This window comes from Robinsoniella peoriensis, from assembly GCF_000797495.1.
Taxonomy (GTDB): Bacteria; Bacillota; Clostridia; order Lachnospirales; family Lachnospiraceae; genus Robinsoniella; species Robinsoniella peoriensis.
The window spans coordinates 359936-384194 of record NZ_JTGN01000003.1; the positions used below are offsets into that span (position 1 = coordinate 359936).

14 protein-coding genes are annotated in these 24259 nt (G+C 42.1%); 13 read left to right on the forward strand and 1 reads right to left on the reverse strand.

The genetic code is table 11. From position 1 onward, the window contains the following. Window position 1 precedes the first annotated feature (1 nt). The 11 genes from QR40_RS08075 (at window position 2) to QR40_RS08125 (ending at window position 20602) form a co-directional block, all read left to right on the forward strand. Window positions 2-949 (forward strand): substrate-binding domain-containing protein, encoded by a 948-nt coding sequence (locus QR40_RS08075; protein ID WP_044294264.1) that lies wholly within the window; start codon window positions 2-4, stop codon window positions 947-949. 15 nt (window positions 950-964) lie between these two features. Next, window positions 965-2035 carry a galactose ABC transporter substrate-binding protein gene (locus QR40_RS08080; protein WP_027292199.1) on the forward strand — a complete coding sequence of 357 codons (1071 nt, stop codon included), beginning with the start codon at window positions 965-967 and terminating at the stop codon, window positions 2033-2035. Window positions 2036-2184: 149 nt separating this feature from the next. Then, a complete protein-coding gene (locus tag QR40_RS08085) occupies window positions 2185-3273 on the forward strand; it encodes a TRAP transporter substrate-binding protein (RefSeq protein WP_027292198.1) in 1089 nt (362 codons plus the stop codon). Between the two features lie 94 nt (window positions 3274-3367). Next, window positions 3368-3904, forward strand: a complete 537-nt coding sequence (locus QR40_RS08090) for a TRAP transporter small permease (RefSeq protein ID WP_027292197.1) — start codon at window positions 3368-3370, stop codon at window positions 3902-3904. Beyond that, window positions 3891-5183 (forward strand): TRAP transporter large permease, encoded by a 1293-nt coding sequence (locus QR40_RS08095; protein WP_027292196.1) that lies wholly within the window; start codon window positions 3891-3893, stop codon window positions 5181-5183. Before QR40_RS08090 ends, QR40_RS08095 begins: the two co-directional genes overlap by 14 nt. Window positions 5184-5267: 84 nt before the next feature. Beyond that, the gene (locus tag QR40_RS08100) at window positions 5268-5741 is read left to right on the forward strand and encodes a YcxB family protein (RefSeq protein ID WP_027292195.1); all 474 of its coding nucleotides are present in this window, start codon (window positions 5268-5270) and stop codon (window positions 5739-5741) included. Next, a complete protein-coding gene (locus QR40_RS08105) occupies window positions 5738-7231 on the forward strand; it encodes a sensor histidine kinase (RefSeq protein ID WP_027292194.1) in 1494 nt (497 codons plus the stop codon). The genes QR40_RS08100 and QR40_RS08105 overlap by 4 nt, the downstream gene beginning before the upstream one ends. A gap of 13 nt (window positions 7232-7244) precedes the next feature. Next, complete coding sequence (locus tag QR40_RS08110; RefSeq protein ID WP_027292193.1) at window positions 7245-8069, forward strand: response regulator transcription factor; 825 nt, start codon at window positions 7245-7247, stop codon at window positions 8067-8069. 89 nt (window positions 8070-8158) lie between these two features. Beyond that, window positions 8159-9118: a TRAP transporter substrate-binding protein gene (locus QR40_RS08115; RefSeq protein ID WP_044289033.1), complete on the forward strand. Its 960-nt coding sequence runs from the start codon at window positions 8159-8161 to the stop codon at window positions 9116-9118. 407 nt (window positions 9119-9525) lie between these two features. Next, window positions 9526-15546, forward strand: a complete 6021-nt coding sequence (locus QR40_RS29645; RefSeq protein WP_160295783.1) for an NPCBM/NEW2 domain-containing protein — start codon at window positions 9526-9528, stop codon at window positions 15544-15546. 112 nt (window positions 15547-15658) lie between these two features. After that, complete coding sequence (locus QR40_RS08125) at window positions 15659-20602, forward strand: LamG-like jellyroll fold domain-containing protein (RefSeq protein ID WP_044294266.1); 4944 nt, start codon at window positions 15659-15661, stop codon at window positions 20600-20602. Window positions 20603-20876: 274 nt separating this feature from the next. Here the strand turns inward: QR40_RS08125 and QR40_RS08130 are convergent, their stop codons facing one another. Next, window positions 20877-21797 (reverse strand): LysR family transcriptional regulator, encoded by a 921-nt coding sequence (locus tag QR40_RS08130; RefSeq protein ID WP_044294267.1) that lies wholly within the window; start codon window positions 21795-21797, stop codon window positions 20877-20879. Between the two features lie 262 nt (window positions 21798-22059). Here QR40_RS08130 and QR40_RS08135 point away from each other — a divergent pair, with 262 nt between their 5' ends. Both QR40_RS08135 and QR40_RS08140 read left to right on the forward strand, forming a co-directional pair. Next, window positions 22060-23553, forward strand: coding sequence for a HAMP domain-containing sensor histidine kinase (locus QR40_RS08135; protein ID WP_044294268.1), 1494 nt, complete (start codon window positions 22060-22062; stop codon window positions 23551-23553). Next, entirely contained in the window at window positions 23554-24249 is a 696-nt protein-coding gene (locus QR40_RS08140) for a response regulator transcription factor (RefSeq protein WP_027292184.1), read from the forward strand. The last annotated feature ends 10 nt before the right edge of the window (window positions 24250-24259 follow it).

The window sequence follows — 24259 nt, forward strand, 5'->3', positions numbered from 1 at the left end:
TATGACTAAAAAAAACTGGATAGTATTTGGCTGTCTTGTGGGAATGTTAATTTTACTTATGGTTATGGTTTATTTCTATATTGTTCCGACGAAGAGTACGGAGCCCAAGGTAGATATATCAGTGGTCGTATATGGAAGCAGTACAGGAAGATGGACGGCATTTAAAGAAGGTGTTAATCAGGCAGCAAAAGATCTGGGTGCAATGGTAAACTTTGTAATAATGGAGGGAACGGATGATTGTCAAGAGCAGAAGGAACTGCTAACACGCGAGGTTGATAATGGGGCTAAGGGTCTCGTAGTGGCAGTAGCTGACAGTGAAAAAATGTCAGATTACCTAGTAAGGATCTCGAACTCGGTTTCCGTTGTATTAGTGGAAAGTGAAATTGATTTAGAGAATGTAATTCCCTGTGTGAAGGCAGATGCCTATGAGATGGGGGAGGTACTGGCGAAGCACGTATTAGCTCAGACAGATGACGAAGAACTTATAAAAATTTTACCTGTGGAGGATAACCGTATGAACCAAAAAGAACGTCTGGAGGGTTTTATGGACGAAATGTCTGAGGCATGCCGAAAGGTAGAAAGGGTGGACAGACATGAGGAAAAAGATATACGCAAAATTATAGAAAAAGAAGAATCGGTGACCTTCGTGGCTTTAAATGACAAAATATTAGAACAAATTGCGGATATACTCGGTAATCGTCAATCAAATATAAAGTTGTATGGTATGGGAAGCAGTGAACGAATCGTATATGCGCTAGATCGGGGGGTAATCAGCGAAATTGTATTTCAAAACGAATTTATTATGGGATACGAAGCAGTAGATGCGCTGATAGGGAGTATGCGTAAAGAAGATTCAAAAGATATCAAGACAATTGCCCACCATCAGGTATCTACGGAAACACTTCATTTGCAGGAAAATGAACAGTTATTATATCCAATTATACATTAGTTACAGGAGGAGATCATGAAAAAGAAATGTACATGGAGCCTTATATTGTTTTGCACCTTTACGCTTCTAATGGGATGTGGGGGAGAGCTTAGTCGTGACAATGCAGAAACACCAAATAGTTTGAAAATAGGAGTAAGTGTCTATGATCAGTATGATACTTTTGTAGCTAGTTTGACCGAGTGTATGAAAACTGTAGCAAAACAAAAAGAAAAAAAGGAACGGATTACAATTAATATTGAAGTGGTAAGCGCGGGAGGGAAGCAAAGTGTACAAAATGATCAGGTGACGAGTTTTATTGATGCGGGGTGTGATATTTTATGCATAAATCTGGTAGATCGTACGGATGCTACGATGGTCATTGAAAAAGCAAAGAATGCAAATATTCCGATTATATTTTTTAATAGAGAACTTGTCCGTGAAGATCTGGAGAGGTGGGATAAACTTTATTATGTAGGTGCCATAGCATCTGAATCCGGAGAGATAGAGGGTAAAATTGTGGCAGATCTGTGCTCTGGAGGAAATGGAATTTCCAAATGGGATAAGAATAAAGATGGAAAGCTGCAGTATGTAATACTGGAAGGTGAAGCGGGGCATCAGGATGCATTGGTGCGAACTGAATATGCTATAAAGACCATTACAGAGGCTGGTATCAGCCTGGAAAAACTGGGAGATGAAATTGCGAATTGGAACCGGGCGCAGGCAAAGACTAAAGTGAATCAGTGGCTGGAGGGAATTGGCGATGAAATTGAGCTGATATTGGCAAATAATGATGATATGGCACTTGGAGCAATTGATGCATGGAAGGATGACGGCAGACAGGACTGGCCGCTCATTGTAGGAATAGATGGTACATATCCGGCATTGAAAGCTGTACAAGAAGGATATTTGAATGGAACAGTACTAAACGATGCTATAGGACAGGCGTATACCATACTTGAATTGGCATATTCACTGGAAATGAAAACGGAGCTGCCAGATGATGTGGAACTTACGGATCAAGTATATATACGTTTACCTTATCGAATCGTTACTGTGGATAATGTAGATGAAATACTGGAGACACAGGGCAGCCGAAATTCCAAATAACATCATCCAAAGAAATAGATTTTGGTTTCATGGCGAGATGTTAAAAATATCCTAATAATGAGAAGAATATCCGCTTTAGTTTATGCAAAACAGCAACTATAATTATTATAATAACAAAGAAAGCATAAACTAAAGGAGGAAATTTATTTATGAAGAAAAAAGTTTTAGCGGCGGTAATATGCACAGCAATGGTGTTATCTCTCTCGGCGTGTTCATTAACATCTCCGACAGCGGAAACCAGCACTGAAGGAAAGTCAACGGAGGCAGTAACTGATAATAAAGAGACTGAGGCACCAAAAGAAACGGCTAAAGCGGCTGAAGCGGAGGTTACCCTTGTGTTTGCCGAAGTCAATCCGTTAGATACAATTGCAGGACAGATGGATTCAGCGTTTAAGGAAAAAGTAGAAGAACTCTCAGGTGGTACTATCAAGGTAGATATTCAGGCCAGTGGTGTATTGGGATCTGAGAACGATGTTCTCGACACAATGCTTGGTGGTGGTGAGACGATCGATATGTCTCGTATTTCAGCTTTCGCACTGACGAGCTACGGCGGTGAGAAATCAAAGCTGCTCTCCGTTCCGTTTACATTTGTAAGTCGTGAACATTTCTGGAATTTTGCAGAATCAGAACTGGCAAAGGAATTTTTAGCAGAACCTTCTGAAAATGGTAGCGGTGTTCGAGGATTATTCTATGGTGAAGAAGGTTTCCGTCATTTCTTTACTTCTAAGGAAATCACAGGACTGGAAGATCTTAAAGGCATGAAGCTTCGTGTTTCCAATGACCCGGTTATGAATGGCATGGTAGAAGGACTTGGAGCATCTCCGACGGTTGTCGACTTTGGTGAACTTTATTCAGCGTTGCAGACAGGTGTTGTAGATGGTGCGGAACAACCTATTGCTAACTATAAGTCAAACGCTTTCCAGGAAGTTGCACCTAATATGATTTTAGATGGCCATACGCTTGGCGCGGTTCAGGTAATCATTACGGATAAAGCATGGGATGCACTGACAGAAGAGCAGCAGGGAATTCTGACGGAAGCGGGTAAATACGCATCGGCTCTCAACAAAGAAGGATCAGAAGAAGCAGAGAACATAGTGTTAGAGGGATTGAAAGCGGAAGGCGTTAATATAATCGATGTTGATGATATTACACCGTGGCAGGAAGCTTGTAAAGATATCATTGAATCTTCTACAGCAGACAATAAGGATCTTTATCAGCAGATTCTTGATATGCAGTAAGGTATCTGGAAAGACATATATGTCAAAAGTTTACGGGCGCAGGAGAAAGAAGCTAAATCTTCTGTGCCCCAATTGTTTAGGAGGTTAATCAGCGATGACAAATATATTTTCAACAATCGATAAAATGAAGCCTATATATGATGCAGTATACAAATTTACACTGCTTTTATGCAAGCTGATTTTGGTCATTGATATTCTTATCACAAGTGTTACGGTATTAGGAAGATATGTTTCGTTTATACCGGATCCGGCATGGAGCGAAGAGATTGTATTGACTTGTATGGCTTATCTGGCAGTTTTATCAGCTGCACTGGCGATCAGAAACGGTTCACATATTCGTATGACCGCACTTGATAAATATATGCCCAAGAAAGTTGTGATCAGTCTTGATATAATAGCTGATATCGCAATTTTTATTCTGGCTATCGTTATGATTATAGTCGGATGGAGATACGCTGTAGAAATAGGATCAAAAGGATCCTATGTAAGCATAACCTGGCTGTCAAGATTCTGGAAGTATTTTCCCGTTCCTTTAGCCGGAGTAGCAATGGTTATATTTGAAATCGAAGTATTCTACCAGCATGCAAAAAAATTATTCACAAGGGAGGAAATAGCAGATGAATCCAGATAATATGGCTGTCTTAGTATTACTCGGTAGTTTTCTAATTATGATAATACTGCGTTTTCCGATTGCTTATGCGGTTGCGCTATCTTCTCTTTTGTGCCTGTTGAATCAGGGACTTCCGCTTACGACCATCTGTCAGCAGATGGTAAAAGGAATCAGCTCCTACAGTCTGATGGCGGTGCCGTTCTTTATTACCATGGGATGCCTGATGGGAGTGGGGGGCATCTCTGAGAAATTGATTGCATTGGCAAATGCCTGTGTTGGATGGATGCGCGGTGGTATGGCAATGGTTAATATTGTGGCTTCGTATTTCTTTGGTGGAATTTCAGGGTCAGCGGCAGCAGATACAGCTTCTATTGGTACCATCATGATTCCGATGATGGTAGAACAGGGATATGATGATGACTTTTCTACTGCAGTAACCGTTACGTCATCCTGCGAAGGGCTTTTGGTTCCTCCAAGTCACAACATGGTTATTTATGCAACGACAGCAGGAGGAATTTCAGTCGGAAGTCTGTTCCTCGCTGGTTATTTACCGGGTGCGTTACTGGCAGTTTCACTGATGGTTGGCTCTTATATTATTTCTGTTAAGAGACAATATCCGAAAGGCGATAATTTTAGTATCAGGAACCTGATCAAACAGCTTAGTGTATCTTTCTGGGCATTGGCTGCTGTACTGATTGTTGTATTTGGCGTGGTTGGCGGAATGTTTACGGCGACTGAATCGGCGGCGATTGCTGTTATTTATAGTTTGATCGTCAGTGTGTTTATCTATAAAGGACTGAATTGGAAAGGTGTATGGCGTACCCTGGGGCAATGTATTGATACCTTGTCGATTGTGTTGATCTTGATTGCAACATCCAGTATCTTTGGATATTGCCTGACACGTCTTCATGTGCCGGAATTAGCTGCAAATGCAATTATTGGATTAACGGATAATCCCATCATGTTAGCTATACTGCTGAATCTGATTCTTCTGGTTCTGGGATGCATTATGGATATGGCGCCGATCATTTTAATCGCAACTCCGATTCTTTTACCAATTGCGACTTCAATCGGAATCGATCCGGTGCAGTTTGGTATCATGGTAGTGCTAAACTGCGGCATTGGTCTTCTTACACCGCCAGTTGGCGCAGTACTATTTATTGGTTCGGCGGTCAGCAAGGTGCCGATGGAGCGTGTTGTGAAAGCAACCTTGCCGTTTTATATATGCATGATCATTACTTTATTACTAATCACTTTTATTCCGGAAATCAGCCTATGGCTTCCGACGTTGTTTGCATAAGAGTTGTAGTTTGAAAGTTTCTTGCAAACTACTTATTAATGCAGTATTGCAGGTGGGATCTGTGATATGCAGGAGGTATAAAGTATGAAATTTAAGTTCCTGTATGGAGTGTCAGCTTTGGATTTGTGGAAATTGACAATGTACAACCTGTACCGGTCAATGGCAGGAATGTGTAATATTATCTTCACAGTAGCATCGATTTTGCTGATGTACAGTTATTGGAATAGTGCTAATCTATCTGTTAAGATATTGATGTTTTTTGGATGCTGCCTGTTTCCATTGTTACAGCCCGGGATTATCTATTGGAAGGCATGGAAACAGGTGGCTGGGATGCCCCGTGTTATGGAATTAGGATTCGATGACTTCGGGCTCTATGTGACGGCAGACGGGCAGGATTCAGAAGTAAAATGGAAGCAAGTACAGGGAATGATCAAAGGACCTCGGATGATTGTAATTCGAATCCACGGTAGAGAAGGCTTTCTGCTGCCGGATCGGGTGACGGGGGAAGTTAAAGATATTTTTTTAGAATATGTAAATAGAAGATTAAGAAAAGTATGAGAAGATTAGCATTAGTAAAGAGAATTGGAGATATCTGGAGGTCCATGACAATAAAAAAGAAGATTGGATCTTTTAGCACCATGGTATTTATCATTATTTCATTGGCTGTAATTTTTAATATTTGGACAGTTAAATTCTCCTTGGTAGACTTCAGTCGGATTTTGAAAGAAAATGCGATGAGCAGTGCACTTGTAGACGCGCTGGAAGAAGAAACTCTGTTATTTGAAGACTATATTAAGAATCCGAATGAAGAAAAGCGGGCAGAGTTAGATACGGCATGTGAAAGAACCAGGATCATGATCGCTAACCTGCCCTTTGAGTATTTCCCTGGAGAAGAATACCGCTATTCTAAGACGTGGTCGATTCGAAATAGTTATCCGGTCTATGCCGGTAAGCGAGAGGAGATACTAAGTAAACACGGGAATAGCGCCGATTATATAAGTGATTTGTATAAGGTTTATGAGATGCAGGGATACCAGCAGGATTATGCGCGGACGTTGATGCGATATACAATGGAGACGGGCAATGCGTCTTATCAGAACAAAATTCCTGTTCTTCAAAAAATTCTGATAACGGCAGTGGTATTTGCAATAGTCTTATTTTTGAGTATATGTAAATTGACAAATGTTTTGAATAAGACAATTATATCACCAATTATAAAGCTTGTTGAGGTGTCGAAAAAAATTGCTGAGAATGATTACACAGTGGCGGATGTGGAGGTTGAGAGTCAGGATGAGCTGGGCGAGTTAGTACATGCGTTTAATAAAATGAAATATGCAACAGGTGAATATATTCAAGCACTGGAAGAGAAGAGAAAGACAATGGATTTACTTCATACGAGGGAAATGGAACGTGTGGATCTGGAAAGACGCTTAGAGGCGATCCGATTAGATATGCTGAAGAATCAGATCAATCCGCATTTTCTCTTTAATACGCTGAATGTGATCAGCGGGATGGCCAAACTGGAGGATGCGGAAACTACAGAGAAGATGATTAAAGCGCTTAGTACATTGTTCCGTTACAATTTAAAGACGATGGAAGCAGAGGTTTCACTTACCAAAGAACTGTGTGTGATCAGAGAATATATTTATCTGCAGAAAATACGATTTGGTAACCGAATCAAATATGAAATTGTATGCCAGGTAGACAGAGATGAGGTCATGATTCCTTCTTTTACACTTCAGCCACTGGTGGAAAATGCAATTATTCACGGAGTTTCTAAAAAGGAAGAGGGTGGGAAGATTACAATCAATATTGAGGAGTGTGACCAGATACTGTGCATTACGGTTGCAGATACCGGTAGTGGAATAAAGCCGGATATCTTGGCAGGGTTGAGGCAGCAAATGGAGCAGGAGGGTGGCAATCTGATCGGAATTGGTTTGGGAAATGCTTATAAAAGAATCAGAGGAATGTATGAAAATAGTGAGTTTGAAATAGCAAGTAAACCCGATGTAGGAACGGTTATTACAATCAGGATTCCGCAATTATAGGGAGGGAAAAGCTATGTATCGTATACTGGTTGCAGATGATGAACCGATTGAAAGAGCAGTTGCCTGTAAGACTATTCAGAAGTACTTTCGGGAAGGGCTTGAGGTAGTATTGGCGGAAAATGGCAGAGAAGCTATTGAATTATTCAAAAAAGAAAAGTGCCAGGTTATTATTCTGGATATAGAAATGCCAGGTATTAATGGCCTCGAGGCAGCTAAGGATATTCGGGCAATTGATAAAAATTGTGCGATTATTTTTCTTACGGCTTTTGATGAATTTGCTTATGCCAGGCAGGCACTTACCGTACAGGCAATGGATTATCTGTTAAAACCAACCGAAGATGAGGAACTCGTGGCTGTCATTGAAGAGGCTCTTCGTCTGTTTGAGGAAAAAACAGCAGACTCTGGGCAATTTGAAAAGTTGGATGATGATACAGGTGCGTTTTGGGAATCTGGCGAAGAGAAGTTAGGAGATATACGGATCCATGCTGTCAGAGAAGCAATTTTAAACTATATAAGGTCTCATTATACAGAAGACATCTCTTTGCAGGATATCGCAATGTCAATGAAATATTCGGATGCCTATTTCTGTAAATTGTTTAAACAGTGTTTTGAAAAAAATTTCACTGCATATCTTTCTGAATTTCGAATTGAAAAAGCCAAAAGACTGCTTCGGGATGTTCGGAATAATGTTAAAGAGATTAGCGGTCAGGTGGGGTATCAGGACTCCAACTATTTTGCCCGGGTGTTTAAGCGGATAACTGGAAATACACCGAGTGAATATCGTACCCTGGCTTTGATCGGACAATCAGAAGATCAGGAATCAGGAGAATTCAGATGAGAAATAAAAATGCGGTTATCCGATCTATAATCAGAAGAAATAAAAAAGAGGTTATCGGCTCTATATTCGTAGTAGCAGCGGCGCTTATCATGGCAGTGGTTATTTTATGTCCTGGAAGGCAGGAGAAGAAGCCCGAGTTTATATTTTCTTATGCAGAAAATCAGACTAAAGACTATCCGACAACTATGGGCGGATACAAATTTGCAGAAATGGTGGAAGAGCAGACTGACGGCAGAATCAAAATACTGGTACAGGCAGAAGGAGAATTGGGATATGAAAAGGATGTTATTCGCCAGTTACAGATAGGAGGAATTGATTTTACAAGGGTTTCGCTGGCGCATTTAGCGGAGTATATTCCTAAACTAACGGTACTGCAAATGCCATATCTTTATACCAATTCAAACCATATGTGGAGGGTTCTGGATGGCCGTATCGGAGATGATTTCCTGAAATCGATTGACCCGAATGAGGTGATCGGTCTCTCGTGGTATGATGCGGGGGCAAGAAATTTCTATAATTCCGTTCGTCCTGTCAAGTCTTTAGAGGATATTGCCGGGTTAAGGATCCGTGTGCAGGAGTCAAGCCTGATGTCAGATATTGTAGAGGCACTTGGTGCTGAAGCAATACCGCTGGATTATGCGGATGTGTATTCAGGAATTCAACGGGGGGAGGTTGATGGAGCAGAAAATAACTGGCCCTCATATGAAACGATGGGACATTATGAAGTAGCGGGGTATTACACGATCGATGAACATACCAGAGTGCCGGAAGTTCAACTGTGTTCTGAAGTGACTTGGAATAAACTTACGCCGGAGGATCAGGTAATCATCCGTTCCTGCGCAGAAGAGTCGGCTTTATATGAACGGGAGTTGTGGCGGGCGCAGGAAATAAAATCCAAACATACAGCCATAGATAATAATGTGGAGGTTAGCGAGCTTTCAGCTTCAGAAAAAGAAAGATTTCAGGAGGCAGTAAAAAGTGTATATAAGAAATACTGCGCAGATTATATGGATGTAATAGAAGCGATTATTGAAGAAGGAAAGGAATAGAAAAAAGATCTTTTCCGTCCCATGGAGTGCCCTTATATCAGAATTGCCCATTGGTGAAATCGATGAAATATGCAATGTTACAACAAAAATCATGTAGTACATATTAAAGAACGACAATATCCAAAAAATTGATGGTAGACAGGAGAAAAATGCATGTTGAATAAGTAAAAACGCTGATATAATTATATATTATCACGTAAGAAAAACGTCATTTTGTCAATTTGCCTACGATTCATAATAAAATGGAAAGATTAATTATACAAAATATACAGTAATTTATACACGTATCACGATTGGTTTAGAACTGGATGTGATCCATTCCTGCCAATTTTGATATAGATTAATGATGTGTTGTAGAATGGTATTTGTCTATGACTACATTATACCAGAGAGGAAGGATTATGAGAATGAAGCGATTTAAAAGAATTTCGACAATGGCACTTGCAGTGACAATGGCGGTCAGTGCGGTAGCTCCTCAGGTCTCGCTTGCTGCGCCTCCGTCAGTGGAAGTGCAGGCAGAAGGGGGTTACGAGGAACGTTTGACTCCCTTAATGGGTTGGTCATCATGGAACGAGTTTGCAAACAATATCAGTGAAGATCTTTTCATCAGTCAGATGGATTTGATGGAAGAGTATGGGCTGATTGATGCTGGATACGAGTACTTTAACATCGATGATGGCTATCAGGGAGGTCGTGACAAGGAGACAGGACTTGTCACGCACAACAAAGAAAAGTTTCCAAATGGAATGAAGGTTATCGCAGATTATGCCCATAAGCTTGGAATGAAGGCAGGTATCTACACAGATATTGGTGGGGATACCTGTGCTTCTGGAGCTAATGGCGAAGGAGACAAGGATCACCACAATAAACCAGGTACCGGATTCGGTCTGGGTGTTGGTCTGCTGGATCATGAAGAAGAAGATTTAAGGCAGTACTTTATTGACTGGGACTATGATTTTATTAAAGTAGACTGGTGCGGCGGTCGTAATCTTGGCTGGAACAAATTCACAACGGGCTCAGATCACTACATCATGGTTGGTGATCTCATAGAAGAACTTCGGCAAGAAAAAAAGAAGGATATCATATATAATGTTTGTTGTTGGGAATTTCCTGGGGAACCTGTGGCAAACAGTCAGGCGGATTCCTGGCGAACCGGCGGTGACCTGTGGGCAAACTGGAACTCTGTCCTAAAAGCAATTGACAACGTTAAAAGTAAAGCACAATACAGCAAACCGGGCAAATCCAATGACCTTGATATGATGCAGGTTGGTCGAGGTCTTACCTATGAAGAAGATAAATCACACTTCAGTATGTGGTGTATGGCCGGAGCACCGCTGATGATTGGTGCGGATCTCAGAATGGTAACAGAAGAGACACTGTCGATTCTGAAAAATGAAGAAATGATCGCTGTTGACCAGGATCCCGCTTGTGTTGGTGGAACGGTAGTGAAAACACTTAACAATTTTAACGATGGCGACAGCAATACAATTGAGATCTGGAAAAAAGATCTGGGAGAGGTTGACTCTGCGACTAAAGCGATTGCTGTATTTAACCGTGCTAATGTGGCGAGAGAAGTTACTGTATCCTGGAAAGAACTGGGATTCTTCGGTGATGTAGTAGTCCGTGACTTGTGGCAGCACAAATATCTGAATGTAGATGATACATATACCATCACAGTTCCTGCACATGGAACAGTTGTATGGAAAGTACAGGGTGAGGAACCTGCAATCGGAGATAATGATGATTTAGAACAGAAGCCAAACGTTACATCCTTTGAGGTAGAGGTTAACAATAAAGAAACAAGCATGGATTTGTCAAATCTGGGCAACGCAGACTGGATTTATTATGGGAAATCGAATGATGTGACATTCCGTAGCAAAGCAGATGCAAAAGAAGAGCTGAAGTACAGTGGTGACATGCCATCCACTGTAAACAGTACGGATTATTATAATGATGCATATACGGCATATTCCTGGAGTGACGGTGCTCCTCAGATAAGTGGTTCTGGTGTAAAAGGCGGTCTTACTATCGGAAAGGCAATAGGTGCATTTGGACAGTTTGATGCACCGTCAGATTCCCGGGATCATGTATTGTACGTACCTGTTACCGGTTGGCGCTCCAACATCAAGATTGAGGTGCTGGTTAATGGCGAGGTACAAGATAGCTATACCCAGACAGTGAATGAATCACCGGGCGCAGGTAATCAGCCACGTGTGAATAAACTGGTAAAAGTAAACTATTCCACAGATATTCCGGCAACTGTCTCTGTCAGATGGACCATTGTGGGACAGAGTCAGAGCAATGGTAACACAGCAGTAGAAGGCGCTGCACTGTATATCAATCCGGATCAGGAAGTATCGACAAAAGTGTATACTGCAGTCAATGATGTATTAGCGGATGAAGTTGATCTTGCAGCAGAGGGAGTCATGGACTACGTTCAGTTTGGTGGAACTGATGGTGCAATCCTCATGGAAAAAGAAGGTGTAAATCAGCTGCCAATGTATACAACAGGAAACGACGCAGTTGTGAATACGGCGGATTCCGACATAACATATAAGGCGGGTGGTGCTACATCGAACAGGGGCGCTGTACAGACAGCGTTGAACAGCAGATTTACAGTGGCGCTGCCGGCAGTCAGTGAGATGACACAGGCAAAGATTTATGTTGGAGTCATGGATGCGGAAGTGGCTTTTAGCGCTCTTGGTCATTCTGATAAGGCAATGGGAATGAGTGGTAGGAATAATAAAGTTTACTCAGTTTATTATAAGAGTGCTGTACCGATTAACGTGAATGTGAAATTGGCAGCTACCCTGGGTTCAAATCCTCAGATGCGCCTGGATGCCGTGACATTAGCGAAATGTGCAAATACAATTGTATTAACCCCCACAGTAACACAACGCGATAATACAGTGAGCATTAGTACGCGTATCATTCGTCAGGGCAACAGTGCAGCGGCAAAGACGATGGAAGTAAAGATATATGATGACAAGAACATATTGAAAGATACAAAGAATGTAGATGTGTCAGATACAGCAGATACTACTGCGAACACAGATGTAGAATTAACAACAGGATTCATAGGTAGAGCAGAGATACGTATATTGGATGCATCCAACAATACGCTGAGCGATACCTTTCAGTATTACCTTCCGCTTGCTGGTCGTGCAGATAGTGGATTTATCGGACGTTATACAGCAGAGAAGCTGGTAAGTGAAGGCGCAATCCTGGTTGATGTACGTCCGGCAGATGAAGATCCGGAGACAAGAATTGAAGGCTCCTTAAATATTCCGCTGTCAAAGATCCTGGAGCAGGCAGAAAGTATTCTGACAGCTGCAGATGCGACAAAGAGTACTAATATCATCGTATACTGCAGAACCGGTAAGAGAAGTTCACAGGCACGTGAATTATTACAGTACATGGGATATGCAAATGTATTCGACATGGGTGGATACGAGACCTGGACCACAGATCCGATTATTACTTTTACAAACTATCAGGAAGTGATTTTGAATACCACAAAACAGTACATCACCATGAGTGGTGCAGAACTTGATAATGTAGAAATGAAATATTCCATTGGCGAGGATAGTACAATCACAGATGCGAAGATTTATGACGGACCGTTTACACTAAGCAGGAGTGAAAGAGTGAAAGCTTATGTGGAATTTGAAGGTAAAGAAGTATATCAGACATACAATGATTATCTGGTATATGTCAATGAGATTCCGGATGTAGAGAGTATGGATGGTAAATATTGCTCTGATTTGACACCGAAGTCTTATGATGTTGCATGGAGTAATGTACATAACGATAAGTCTGCGGATAATAAGACTATGAAGATTGGCGGACGTACTTTTAACAAAGGAATCTCTGCACACGCTCCATCCACAGTAACTTATTCCATACCGACAGGAATGAACCGTTTTGTAGCAGCAGCCGGATGCGACGATGAAGTAGGTGATAAGACAAATGCTTTTACGATTCTCTACAGCATCTACGTAGATGGAGAACAGATGGATCGCACCGTAAGAATGACATCCGGGAGATTTTATGTATTTGATATTGCGTTACCGGAAGGTGCCAAAGAATTGCAGCTTGTTGCAAAACAGGGTAACTCTTCCCTGCATAGCAACTCTGGTATGCATTCTGAATGGGGAATTGCACGTTTTATCAATGATTCGTCAGTTGTTAATAAGTCTGTGCTGAATGATGCAATCGCATCCGCAGAAGCATTAGAAGAGGCTGATTACACAGCAGATAGCTGGGCAGCATTAGCAGAAGCTCTGACAGAAGGAAAAGCAGTAGCATCGGATGAGAATGCCACACAGCAAGAAGTGAATGATGCAGCTGCAGCAATCGAAGCAGCAGTAGAAGCGCTTGTGGAAACTTCGGGTACAAGAGCTATTCTTGAATTTGATTTTTCCAATACGTCAACAGTTGACGATGTTACAAGTGTGGTTGGGATTGCTAATGGTGAGGAGGTTACTGCCATAGCAGAAAATCTAACTTTTGAAACAGATGAAGATTCGAACCATATTGCTGTTTTCCCAGTAGAGGGAGACGATACTCTGACAGGAATTACTTATACTCCTGGTGATAATGATCCGATGAAGAGTCTTAAAGCAGGAAACGGAGCTACGATTTCCATGTGGATAAAAACCAGTCAGGATACCTTCAACAGCACTTTGTTCGCTTATGGTTCACGTCAGAACGCAGGTGCAGGTGATCTTGGTGCAAGTCTTCAGATTATTGGAAGAAATAATAAGAGTGGAGATACTGTATTCTACCGAAATGCAGCCGGAAGCACCGGTGGACACAAGGTAGCAGGTGTTGGTAGTCCATATGAAAAGGATACCTGGCAGTTGGTTACGTTTGTTGAGAATGAAAATGGTACCGGAACACTTTATATAGATGGAGTGGAACGCGGAACTTGTGGATCCAGTGATAAGACTTTGCTAGGGTTTGCCAAAGATGGAAATACACCTGATCAGTATTATTTCGGATTCTTGCCTTATGAGATAGATGGAGATACACATTTTGTAGGTGCCATGGACAACATTACAGTTTATGACAAAGCATTTACAGCGGAGCAGGTAAAAAGCCTGTATGACGAAAGGTTTAAAGGGTCGGTGGATGAGGAAGCCGCAGATGCAGTAATGAAAGCAATAGAAGCAATTGATGAAGAGATTACAGAGGAGAAAGAGGCGGAGATAACTGCGGCACGTGATTCATATCAGCAACTGACCGATGCGCAGAAGCAGCTTGTTAAGCCAGAAATCCTGAAGAAGCTTACTGATGCAGAAGTAAGACTTGAAGATCTGAAAATTGAAAAGGCGTCGCTGAATGAAACAATCGCAACTGCAGAAGCATTAGAAGAAGCAGATTACACGGTAGAAAGCTGGTCAGCATTAGCAGCGGCACTGAAAGATGCAAAAGAGGTAGCAGGAGATAAGAAAGTTACACTGCAGGAAGTAGAGGATGCAGCAGCAGCAATAGCAGAAGCATTAGATACGCTTGTGGCAGCGGAGCCGGAAGTTGTAGTTGACAGGAAGGCACTGAAAGATGCAATAGCACAAGCCAATGCTATCTCTGCTGAGGCACTGAAGCAGTATACAGACGAAAGTGTAAGRACYTTTAAAAATGCWCTGGCAGCGGCAGCTGGCCTGTCGGAAAAAGCCAGCCAGAAAGAAGTAGATGCAGCAGCAGCGGCATTGCAGGCAGCAATGAAAGGTCTTGTTAAGAAACCAGTAACACYGCCGGTTGTACAGAAAGAAATATCAAAACTGWCAATTGGCAGCATTAAGGCACAAACCCATACCGGATCTTCTTTAAAACCGATAATATCSATAAAAGATGGCAGTAAAGTACTGAAACAGGATGTGGATTACACGGTTTATTATAAGAATAACAAAAATCCAGGAACTGCTCAGATCATTATCACMGGAAAGGGTASTTATAAGGGAAGCTTGACGAARACATTTGTGATACTGGCGAAAAAAGGAAGAACTTAYACAGTAGGAAATTACAAATACAAAGTATTAAGCGCATCYACCAAGAGCGGAACGGTGTGTCTGACCAAACCAGTGAAGAATACATTAAAAACGGTTAAGGTTCCGGATACGGTAAAGATCGGTAACTACAGATATAAAGTAACCGAAATTGGCAAGAGTGCATTTAAGCGAAATAATAAGCTTAAAACAGTGAAGATCGGAAAAAATGTGAAAAAGATTGGAACAGCGGCATTTTATAACGATAAGGCACTGAAAACAATAACCGTATACTCCAAAGTGATTAAGAGTGTCGGTAAAAATGCATTGAAAGGTATTCATGCCAGAGCGGTCATCAAGGTACCGAAATCCAAACTGAAATCATACCAGAGCAGGTTTGCGAAAAAAGGTCAGAAGAGTACAGTAGTTATTAGAAAGTAAAGGAAGATGGAGCGTGTTGTATTTTACAGCACGCTCCAGCGTATGTACAGTAATGAAGAATAATAGGTGGACAATACCAGCCTATTAGAATACAGAAAAGAGGAAAAAGATTATGAAGCTAAAGAAAATGGTGAGTTTGTTAATGTCGACAGTCGTACTGTTAACAACCCCTATACCTGCTGTTCAAGCGGCGGCACCAACAAACCCGGCTCCAACAAACCCGGCTCCAACGAACCGGGTTCCGATAAACCTGGTACCAACAGAACCGGCAGCGGAAACAGCAAACTATGTCTGCACCTGGAACATCCAGGATTGGGTTGCTTGGCATGAATCAAGCGACAAACGTGATGTTGTAGACCCGGAGCATCTGTTTAATGAAAAGACAGGATGGATCTCTACCATGTATCCGGAAAGCAGAGGAGATTTAATTTTCCTTCTGGATGATGGCTGGGATTTGCCTTACGGAACCAAGAAAAATGGATATAATAAAGAATATTTTGGATGCCAGGTTCTGCCGGATGATAAATTTCCAAAAGCGGAGTGGGGAAATACTCCCCAAGAAAAACTGAAGACTCTGAACGAAGAGATTAAGAGTTATGGCTGGAAGGGTACCGGTATCTGGATATGTGCCCAGACAAGTTCTGCTTATAAAGAATATGCAGGAAAGGATGAGGAAGACTTCTGGCGCATGCGTCTTAGGTGGAGTAAATATGCAGGTATTTCTTACTGGAAAATTGACTGGGGTACCGAGCAGAAGAAGATAACATGGCGCCGTAAGATTTCTGAATGGGCGGAGGAAGAATACCCGGAACTTATTATTGAGCATGTTGTTGGCGGCCGTGGTAAGAATACAAATAATGAACGTATCGAGGAGGATCTTCTTGCTGACAATATAGAATTTGCAGCTTTTTCAGATGTATTCCGTACATATGATGTATTGGATAACCTTGCTACAGCAATTACCCTGGATCGAGTTGGTGAGCAGTTGATTGGCGGATACACAGAGACAGGTAATGCCATGGGACTTATGAATGCTGAGGATGAACTCTATATCTGCGCTTCCCTTGGTCTTAGTGCCGGTGTTATGCGTTTCACACCTTATCTGACAACAGATTCCAAAAATTCCGGTGATGGGTATTTCGGTCTGGGAACAGAAAAAGATACCTATTTTGCCGGCGGCAAGAAATTTGTCGATACAAAGGCAACGAGAAACCGCTTGGATGAAGTTGCCCGTACTGTACGTTGGCAGAGAATTGCACCGGCGTATACGGTAGGGGATTACGATACGGCTCTTTCCAATGCGTATCTGCAGGATGACTGGACCTTTTCTTCAAGTGAACCTGCATGGGATGGAACAAAAAATATGTTGAGCCAGAAAGCACCTGCATTCATGGCAAGAGGAATTGATCTTCCTACGGTTACAGTGGATAGTGGTGATGACATACCATTCCTGACGGCTAGCCGTAATCCGAATGGTGCAATTAGTATTGCTGCTTACGCAAGAACGCACACGAATACGGGATACAAGCCGGTAAAATCAGCAAAAGTTACTCTGAATGCAGGGGATCTGACTGGAAAGATTGGGGTCTTTGGTTATTATGGAAGCCTGAGTCTAACATTCAATCAGGATTTAAGCGGCAAAAAGATTTATGCACAGGATATGCTTGCTACCCAGGCGCAGGATATAACTTCTGAAGTACAGATTGACGGAAATACACTTACAATTGACGGGAAGTTACTTGAAGAAATCGGACTTTCTGCAGCAACAGAAGGAGATTCTTCCGATCCGGGTCTTGTTCTGCAAATAGGTGAGGAAACTGATTTCGCAGCTCCGGCTGAGACCAATGCCCGTATTGAAAGATGGGGCGTTAACAATGGATCTTTCGAGAATTTCCATTATGATGCCAATATGGGTCAGACTATGGAGTCTGTAACTGCGGCAGACTGGCACCGTTCAAACAATACAAATGCTTCCTATATTAGTGAAGGTGGATATTCGGGAGCGTATTCCGGCATTCATACTTCAAACAGTAACTATGAAGTATCTACTTATCAGCTAAATAAGAGTGTGGCAAATGGCGTATATAAGGCTTCCTGTTATGTCAAGGCATCAGAGCATTCACGTACGGCGCCAGGCGGTAATCACAAGACGAGTGCCGGCTTCTATGTTTCCAATTATGGGGGCAGCGAATATGTTGATATCCAGAAGATGGGTGAATTAAACGACTGGACTTATATCGAGATTCCGCAGTTTAACGTTACAAACGGACAGATCCAGGTGGAGTTTTACTCTTATGGAGCTACCGGCGAGTATTTGATGTTTGATGATGTGAGGGTTGACTATGTGGGTGAGATTTCGGAAGAGATTGACGCAAATGCTATTCTGGAATTTGATTTTTCGGAGTCAGCAACAGATGACAGCGGTACAACTGTAACTGGAACTGCTAATGGTGAAAAAGTAACTGCTACTGCTCAGAATGTAACCTTTATATCTGATGAAGATTCTAATGATATCGCAGTATTTCCGGCAGATGGAGATAATGCAGCAACAGGTATCACTTATATTCCAGGTGATAATGGTGATAACGACCCGATGAGGGAACTTGAATCAGGCAGCGGTGCTACCATTGCAATGTGGATAAAAACTGGACAGGATACTTTCAGCAGCTCATTGTTCACTTATGGATCACGAAAAGATGCAGGTACAGGTGATCTTGGTGCAAGTCTTCAGATTTTAGGAAGAAATAATATAGACGGGGATACCGTATTTTACCGCAATGCATCCGGAAGCACCGGAGGACACAAGGTGGGAAAGGTAGGAAATCCTTATGTGAAGGACACCTGGCAGTTGGTTACCTTCGTTGAAAATGGAGATGGTACCGGAACGCTTTATATTGATGGAGTGGAGCGCGGATCTTGTGGCTCCAGCGATAAAACGTTACTTGGTTTTGCCACAGACGGAAATACACCGGATAATTACTACTTTGGATTCCTGCCTAATGTGTCAAATACAGATACTCATTTTGCAGGTGCTATGGACAGTATTACTGTTTATGACAAAGCTTTCTCAGAGGGTCAGGTACAGAGACTGTACAAAGAGAGATTTGAAGAGCAAAAAGAGATTGTGCTGAATGCCGATGGAAACGGTGTAATTAGCGGTCAGGCAGCTTCCCACTTCACAGAGGGTCAGGGATATGTAGGCTGGATTGGCAAGAGCAGTGATGCAATCGATGAAGAGGAGGGTACTGTTACCTTTAATTTTAATGCGAAAGAAGCTGCTGAGTGGAACATGGATATTTATTATCTCAGTAAGGCAAGCAGCAGTGGAGGAGTAGGTGCCAATATCCGTGATTTCGTTGTTAGTGTAAATAGTGACACGGCAAATGCACAGACAGTAACTTGTCCGGAGGGCGATAGCTGGGATGACCCAAGTGCAGCTTCGGTAATCACAGTCGAAAAAGTATCCCTGAACAAGGGAAAAAATACATTGGTATTCGGAAATCCGAACGGTAATGCGCCATCCCTTGTCAAGGTCGTACTGAAAAGGGCAGATTACGCAGCGGCGGCGGAAGTAGAGGATTTGATTTTAAGTCAGCTTGGTACAGTAGATGATTTTGCGCAGCTTAGTATGGTTCAACAGATACGGGAGAAGTATGATGCTCTTACAGAAGAAGAGAAGAAGCTGGTTTCTGAGGAAGCATATAAGATGCTTCTCAGTGCAGAAGACTTTATGCAGGGATTCCTTGATCAGGAAGCTGCAGATGCAGTTGAGAAAGCAATAGTAGCGATCGGTGAAGAGATTACACTGGAGAAAGAGTCAGAGATTGTTGAGGTACGTGCTGCATATGAGGAACTGACCGATGTACAGAAGCTGCTGATTACACCAGAAACTCTGAAAAAGCTGACTGATGCCGAAGTAAAACTGGAAGAGCTGAAGAATCAGGATACGAAAGTTGATAAGGCAATGCTGAATGAAGCAATCACAACAGCAGAAGTGTTAAAAGAAGCAGATTACACGGTAGATAGCTGGAAAGCATTAGAAACAGCCGTGAAAGCAGCAAGAGAGGTAGCAGCAGATGAGAAGGCTACACAGCAGGAAGTGAATGATGCAACAGCAGCAATTGAAGCAGCATTAGAAGCTCTTGTGGCAGCGAAGCCGGAAGTTGTAGTTGATAAGAAGGCGCTGAAAGATGCAATAGTGCAAGCCAATGCTATCTCTGCTGAGGCACTGAAACAGTATACAGATGAAAGTGTAAGAACCTTTAAAAATGCACTGGCAGCGGCAGTTGGACTGTCAGAAAAAGCCAGCCAGAAAGAAGTAGCTGCAGCAGCTGCGGCATTGCAGGCAGCAATGAAAGGCCTTGTTAAGAAACCAGTAACACCGCCGGTTGTACAGAAAGAAATATCAAAACTGACAATTGGCAGCATTAAGGCACAAACCCATACCGGATCTTCTTTAAAACCGATAATATCGATAAAAGATGGCAGTAAAGTACTGAAACAGGATGTGGATTACACGGTTTATTATAAGAATAACAAAAATCCAGGAACTGCTCAGATCATTATCACAGGAAAGGGTACTTATAAGGGAAGCTTGACGAAGACATTTGTGATACTGGCGAAAAAAGGAAGAACTTATACAGTAGGAAATTACAAATACAAAGTATTAAGTGCATCCACCAAGAGCGGAACGGTGAGCCTGACCAAACCAGTGAAGATTACATTAAAAACAGTCAAGGTTCCGGATTCGGTAAAGATCGGTAACTACAGATATAAAGTGACCGAAATTGGCAAGAGTGCATTTAAGGGCAATAAGAAACTTAAGACAGTGAAGATCGGAAAGAATGTGAAAAAGATTGGAACAGCAGCATTTTATAACGATAAGGCACTGAAAACAATAACCGTATATTCCAAAGTGATTAAGAGTGTCGGTAAAAATGCATTGAAAGGTATCCATGCCAGAGCAGTCATCAAGGTACCGAAATCTAAACTGAAATCATATCAGAGCAGATTTGCGAAAAAAGGACAAAAGGAAACCGTGATTATTAAAAAATAAAATGGTCTCTTTGATTCATAAAATTTGAGTGAAAAAAGACTGTAAATACTGATCTTAAATGATAATAGCCGGGCTGGAGTCTCTCATAATGAGCTTCAGCCCTTGGTTTATTTAAATACCTGATAGCATTGTAGATGGTGGATAAGCTTTGAATCCATGGTATAGTATAAAGCAGCATTCATCTGACAAAAACAATACATACACTGGTTGGCTTGTACTTAATGAAACCAGAGAAGTAATTGCCGATTATTTGGGAGTTGCAAGGCCAGCGCTCTCAAGGGAACTTGGTCGTATGCAGTTTCAAGTCCGTATCAAGATACAGCCGCAAAACCTCTAAAAACTTTTGTGATGGTTTAGAAAACAACTGATATTTCTTCCAGATAATGCTCAGTTCATTTTCCAGCTTGGGTGCAAGCGGGCGAAAGCAGAGATTGCTGTCTCCGGAGGTATTGATGATATGAGCTAAGCCAATAACATACCCAAGACCTTCTTCGACCAGCAAAGAAGCATTAAACATAAGGTTATAAGTTGCAGTGATGTTTAATTCGGATACTTCCCGATTTAGCCACCGGATAACATCTCCGCCTCTATTTTCCTGCTGGGATAGGATTAGAGGTTTGTTCCACAAATCCTCTGGCGTAATCAATTCTTTTTCTGCTAGAGGAGAATCCTTACGCATTAATACCCCCCATATGTCTGTATCTGACATTTTTAATGCGTTGTATTTAGTTAAATCCACCGTTCCAAATACAATGCCAAAGTCAATTAGTCCTTTATCTAGTTGTTCCATGACAAAAGTGGCATTTCCACTGGAAATATGGTAATGGATTCCGGGATGAGACTCCTGAAGAGCCTTAGCGGCTTTGGCAATCAGACGCACGGCATCTGTTTCTCCCATCCCGATATAAACATCACCCAAGATAATATTGTCGGAAAGCGTGATTTCAGACTCTGTTTTCTTTACCAGTTCCAGTATCTCTTCTGCGCGTTTCCGCAAGATCATGCCTTCTTCCGTCAGGGTAACCTTCCGTGACCCCTTTGTCCCCCGTATCAGAAGCTGCTTGCCCAATTCCTCTTCCATATTTTTAATTTGTGTGGAAAGTGTGGGCTGGGAAAGATGCAGAGACTCTGCAGCCCGTACAATGCTCTGCTCTCTTGCTATTGCCAGAAAATATTGAAGTACTCTTAATTCCATTAGTAAATCTCCTTTGCAATAAGATTTACTAATACTTTAACATGAAAATGTATAGGTTTCAACTATGATAATGAATATGATATAAGTATTGGCTATTATTATTCGCTCGGACTATACTGTAATTGAAAACAGAAGTCGTTTTAAGTGAAAATAAGGAGGCGGAAAATGAAAGAATTCAAGAACCTGACCTTTGACGCAGAACGGTCAGGTAAAAATAAAATACCGGATACCTGGTTCAGTAACGATAAAGGAGAGTAAGATATTGACAATTAAGAAAAAAATCAGGATATCCAATATTATGATGGTCCTGATTCCCATTTTATTTACGGCAATCGTGATAAATGTTTGCCTGCACACGTCATTGGGAAGTTACTGGTATACTCTGGAAGCCATGTACAGCGATGAAAACAGTATTCAGTTTGCTCAGAGCATGATCTATACCTACCAGCAGGAGTTGTGGGAGAATAATTGGGGGCAGGGGAAATACCCGGATGCGATATCTGAAATTAACCGCAGTGACGAGATGAACCATCTGGAAGATAAGCTGTCAGGGATGGGATACCAGTTCATGATCACAAAAAATGAAAAGTTGATCTATACCAATCTTACGGAAGAAGATATGCAGGCGGCCCGGTCGGTAGCCGGGGATGCGATTGATACGGCAAAGACTCTTACCGCCAGCAGGCATGAGGTTTCTGTTATCAAGAATACTTTTTATCATGGTGAGAAAGTATTCTGTATTACGGCTGTTCACCGTCAGCAGACAGATCAGGGGGTTGTGAATTATCTGAAGAATTATATCCTGAAATACTTGATTGGAATACTTGCATTCTTTGTAGCACTGACTGTATTTGTGAATGGAATAACCTCCTGGTGGATATCAAGAAGCATCTTAAAACCGCTGCATCAGTTGAGTCTGGGTACAAAAGAAATCCGGGAAGGGAATCTGGATACCAGGATGGAATATCAGAAGAAAGATGAGTTTGGGGAAGTATGCAGGGACTTTGACGAGATGCGTGCTTATCTGAAAGAGTCCGTTGACCAGCGCCTGAGAGATGAAAAACGCAGACGTTCTCTCATCACCGGTATTTCCCACGACCTAAGGACGCCACTTACATCCATCAGCGGCTATCTTGACGGGCTGATGGATGGGATTGCAGATACCCGGGAAAAAAGAAGCCGTTATCTGCAGGCGATTAAGACCCGGACGGGGAATCTCGTGAGCCTTGTGGACAGTCTTTCGGAGTACAGCAGGCTGGACAATGGGTTCCGGTACCGGATGGAGAGAGCAGATTTTAAGGATTTTGTGGATCAGTACCTGGGAACCTATCGGTCTGACGCAGAACAGAACCATGTGGAAATAACTTTCTTATATGGAAAAGAGACCTATCCGGTACAGATTGACAGGGAGGAATTCAAACGGGTGTTTGACAATCTGTTTGCAAACACGGTCAAATACCGCACGTTAGAAAAATCAAACATTCAGATATCACTAAAACGCACGATGGAAGGCACGGATATCGAACTGGTATTTCAAGATGACGGACCGGGAGTGCCATGTGAGAGCCTGGAACAGATATTTGACAGTTTTTACCGGGTGGATGATGCAAGAACCCAGTCTGAAAAAGGAAGCGGCATTGGGCTGGCCGTGGTGAAAGAAATCATTCTTGGACACGGCGGTAAAGTCCGGGCGGAGAACAGGGAAGGGCTGGCTATGATCATCCATCTTCCAATAACCAGGGAGGATATAACATAGATGGAAAAAATATTGATTGTGGAAGACGATGAACTGATTGCGGAGCTGGAGCGGGATTATCTGGAAGCCAATGGGTTCGGGACTGAAATTGCTTATGATGGGCTGGAAGGAGAAAGAAAGGCAAAAACAGGAGGCTATGATGCTATTTTACTGGATGTGATGCTTCCGGGAAAAACAGGTTTTGATGTATGCCGGGAATTGAGGCGGTTTTTACATCTGCCGATTATTATGGTGACGGCAAAGAAAGAAGATATCGACAAAATCCGGGGACTTGGTCTGGGTGCAGACGATTATCTGGTGAAACCCTTCAGTCCGGCAGAACTGGTAGCCAGAGTGAAGTCCCATATCCATATCCACAGTCTGCTGCTGGAATCGCAGGATGAAAATGCAGAGACTGATATCACTTATCAGAATCTTACCATTCTTCCAAAATCCAGAATGGTGTATCTGGACAAGAAAGAGGTTATCCTGGTAAACAAAGAGTTTGAACTTCTGCTTTTTCTGGCAGAGAATCCGAATATCGTCTTTTCTAAAGACACACTTTTTGACCGCATATGGGGAATGGATTCCATAGGAGATATGGCGACAGTAACGGTACATATCAACCGCTTGCGGGATAAGCTTGGAAAAAATTCAGAAAAAGCACAGTTTATCGAGACTGTCTGGGGAGCAGGATACCGTTTCAGAATTAGCTGATGAATAGAAA